The following is a 2,900-nucleotide window of genomic DNA, read 5'->3' as shown; positions in this document are numbered from 1 at the left end:
CGCTCGTGTGTCATGACGAAAGACTTCAGTCTTTCTTGCTGTACTCAAGATGAGGGAAGGCCCCTCGGTCTCGGTGACCAGACACCGGGATCAAACCGCCCTGTGCGGCTTGCATTAAGAGTGCGGGTCGTGAGCGACATGGGAAAAGGCCGTCAAGAGCGGTCAGGTACGTACCCAAGGAGATGAACGAAAGTGAACCGCCGATGAGGGGTCGAAATGTAGACAGATGTTGTCAGAACCGGGGACCGAGCGTCTCCCCGGGATGAGCTGTGACGTGAGCTGGCACAACGGACACAGCGGCAGCCGGTCTTGAGGCGGCATGACCTGGGTACAGGCTTGAGTATGGAACATGAGAACCTGTCGTCCTGATGTTAAGGGAGAAGCACAAGTGGAGATCCCGCGAGGCGAGAGTACCGATGCAGGACACAGGGACGGATTGGCCCGTAGTAGTGTGGAAACACCTGTAATGGGTGTGGAGCGAAGGGGGCAAGTTATCCCGTCGGATCCAGATGGCCAACCGAATTCCGGGAGGAGCCGTCAGGGTCAGGCAAAACCATTTACCATCCCGAAGGCCTTGGTCTATCAGGCCTACAAGCGGGTTCGAGCCAACAAAGGTAGCGCCGGGGTAGATCATCAGAGTCTGGAAGACTTTGATGGTGACCTCAGCAATAACCTTTACAAGCTTTGGAACCGTTTGTCCTCAGGAAGCTATCATCCACCACCGGTTTTGCGCGTGGAGATCGAAAAGGCGGATGGGGCAACCCGTCGTCTCGGCATCCCAACGGTTGCCGACCGCATTGCGCAGATGGTGGTCAAGCTGCTGATTGAACCGGAACTGGAACAACACTTCCACCCGGACTCTTACGGCTACCGCCCGGGAAAGTCAGCGCACGATGCGCTGAAACAGACTCAGGCCCGGTGCTGGAAGAAAGCCTGGGTGCTGGATATGGACATTCAAGGCTTCTTCGACAACATCGACCACAACCTGTTAATGAAGGCCGTGGATCGTCATGTGACCGAGGACTGGCAGAAGCTGTACATCCGGCGCTGGCTAAGCGCGCCGGTTCAGTTGGCGGATGGTTCCGTGGAGGAACGCGATCGGGGCACGCCGCAAGGCGGTGTGATCAGTCCCTTACTGGCAAACCTGTTCCTGCACTACGTCTTTGATCGCTGGGTGGAGAAGCGCTGGGGTGGCATCCAGTTCGAACGCTATGCGGACGATATCGTATGCCATTGTTCCAGTGAACGGGAAGCTCAAGCACTGAAATCGGTCCTTGAGGCACGATTCACAGCGTGTGGCTTGACGCTCCATCCCCGCAAGACAAAGATTGTGTATTGTAAGAGCGAGTACAACCGGCGGGACTACCCGGAGATCGCGTTTGATTTTCTGGGTCACACCTTCCGACCGCGGCTGATCCGCAACCGGTTGGGACAAAAGAAAGTCTACTTCACGGCGGCCATCAGCCAGAGTGCAGCGAAAGAGATCCGCAAGCAGATCAACGAGTGGCCCTGGAAATGGTGGCGACAGAAAGAACTCGGGCAGTTCGCTCGATTCTGTCAGTCCCGCCTCCGAGGCTGGATGCAGTACTATAGCCTGTTTGGCCGCAGCTACATTCGGAATGTGCTGTTTCATTTCGATCTGAGGTTGAGCCGGTGGGCATTAGGGAAGTATCGGAAACTCAGAGGTCTGTTACAGGCTGCCCGGAGAGTGAATGGACTGCGTCGGCGACGGCCGGATCTATTTGCTCACTGGGCAGGATCAAGGGCAATGGTTGGATAACAAGAGCCGTATGAATCGAGAGGTTCACGTACGGTTCTGTGAGAGGCTTTGGGGGTGGTTCCCAGGGCCTACTCGACCGGCGCCGGTTACCTTCAGCGTTAAATGTCACCAAGGATTGGGAATGGTGCTCACCAACTTAGAGCAAGAAGAATTATGGCTGCAAGGCTGGGATGCTCTTGACGATTTTATAGAGAGATATCCTGGTGGCTATCTTCTGCTCCCAGACTACAAAGAAGTATCTCTTGGCGAAGCACAAGAGTGGATCCAGATTGCTGCTTATGAAAGCAATAAAACTGTATTCGCTACAGAGTACTATAAAGGTAAAAGTTCAATATTAATAAACAAGGTGCCAGCATAGTGGCCGCAACATTTAACAAGGCGCAGCAGTACGCGGCCGATGGCCGCCGGACGCCCTTTACGTGGCTCCTTCGTCGCTACTCCAAGGTCGCCGCTGTGCTTCGGCGTTAAATGCCGGTGATAGCCATGTCCAAAGCTCCAACGATTTGGTCTCTAAAGTGCGATAGAGAGCCAACCGGGTTTTTGAGATGCTTTTCTGAAACAGAGGAAATTTGAGGCGTTAACAGCAGAAGCTCTTGGTCTGCAAAGCTGATTTCCGGTGTGACTCCTTGCATGGCTTCACCACTAAATGCGGAGCGTTTCCCCAAGGGGATGACGATTCGCGTTGCCAGCTCGCTCAACAGGCTGCTCTGAATATCGACAAGGTAAGGGTAGTGCGCTTTGCTGGTCTTGCTTGGGTTGGGGTATACATCGAACTGTGCCATCAAAATTCCCTGAATTCGTCGCCAAAGCATCCATGTTGTCCGACAAAATCGTTGTAACTTTTTATCGCGGCGCGGTTTTCTTCAACCCATTGTTCTGACTGACGTTTTGAGAGTTCTTCTTTCAGCGCTCGCTCGAGGGTAGCAGACAGGTTAATGTTTAGTTCACGGGTCTTACGCAGCAGATCGCTATTGACTGAGAGGTTTGCCGCTTTTTTGGGGGCAGCTACGTTGTAGAGTTCTGCCATTTGAGCCTCCAAGTGGCTATTTAATGGATGGTCTCAGTTTATGCGCATGCGGATGCGCATTCAAGCATTTAACCAATGGCTGTTGTCGGACGC

At 53.7% G+C, this 2,900-nt stretch carries 4 protein-coding genes; 2 read left to right on the top strand and 2 right to left on the bottom strand.

Annotated features, from left to right (window positions below):
* Nucleotides 1–451: 451 nt before the first annotated feature.
* Together ltrA and C7H09_RS07995 are read left to right on the top strand one after the other, a co-directional pair.
* Nucleotides 452–1,780: a group II intron reverse transcriptase/maturase gene (gene ltrA, locus C7H09_RS08000; protein ID WP_240616512.1), complete on the top strand. Its 1,329-nt coding sequence runs from the start codon at nt 452–454 to the stop codon at nt 1,778–1,780.
* A gap of 121 nt (nt 1,781–1,901) precedes the next feature.
* A complete protein-coding gene (locus tag C7H09_RS07995; protein ID WP_106762053.1) occupies nt 1,902–2,138 on the top strand; it encodes a hypothetical protein in 237 nt (78 codons plus the stop codon).
* A gap of 106 nt (nt 2,139–2,244) precedes the next feature.
* Here C7H09_RS07995 and C7H09_RS07990 read toward each other — a convergent pair whose 3' ends face one another.
* Nucleotides 2,245–2,562: a CcdB family protein gene (locus tag C7H09_RS07990; RefSeq protein WP_106760638.1), complete on the bottom strand. Its 318-nt coding sequence runs from the start codon at nt 2,560–2,562 to the stop codon at nt 2,245–2,247.
* Nucleotides 2,562–2,807 carry a type II toxin-antitoxin system CcdA family antitoxin gene (locus tag C7H09_RS07985; protein WP_106760637.1) on the bottom strand — a complete coding sequence of 82 codons (246 nt, stop codon included), beginning with the start codon at nt 2,805–2,807 and terminating at the stop codon, nt 2,562–2,564. The genes C7H09_RS07990 and C7H09_RS07985 overlap by 1 nt, the downstream gene beginning before the upstream one ends.
* Nucleotides 2,808–2,900 lie beyond the last annotated feature (93 nt).

Origin of the sequence: Marinobacter fuscus (genome assembly GCF_003007675.1) — a bacterium.
Taxonomy (GTDB): domain Bacteria; phylum Pseudomonadota; class Gammaproteobacteria; order Pseudomonadales; family Oleiphilaceae; genus Marinobacter; species Marinobacter fuscus.
Note: the sequence above shows the minus strand (reverse complement) of the source record. Positions and strands in the feature narration are given on the sequence as shown.